The 288-nt window shown below is 60.1% G+C and carries 1 pseudogene; it reads left to right on the top strand.

The annotated features are described in order from the left end of the window. Positions 1-288: pseudogene (locus IG178_RS24630) on the top strand (DNA cytosine methyltransferase); the annotation flags it as partial.

Genomic DNA, 288 nt, shown 5'->3' with positions numbered 1-288 from the left:
AGCCAGCATTCACCGTCACCGGGAAGATCTCACGCAACCGCCTGGTCACGTCCTACGACGTCGATCTCGACAGGTTCGACCACTCAGAAGCGGGCATTCTGCAAACATTCCCTGCAGACTATCCGTGGTCAGGCATGGACATCTCCCAGCAGATCGGGAACGCCATTCCACCGCGTCTGGCTGCGCACGTTCTCGCAGCGGCGACCGGGAATGACCTGGATCCGCTGCTGCTGGACAAGTACGTGGATAGCAGTTGGAACGCCTTCGACCAGTTGCCGCATCTCCTGG

It is taken from the genome of Neoluteolibacter marinus (assembly GCF_014904755.1).
Lineage (GTDB): Bacteria > Verrucomicrobiota > Verrucomicrobiia > Verrucomicrobiales > Akkermansiaceae > Haloferula > Haloferula marina.
This window is presented reverse-complemented; position numbering and strand designations above follow the sequence as displayed.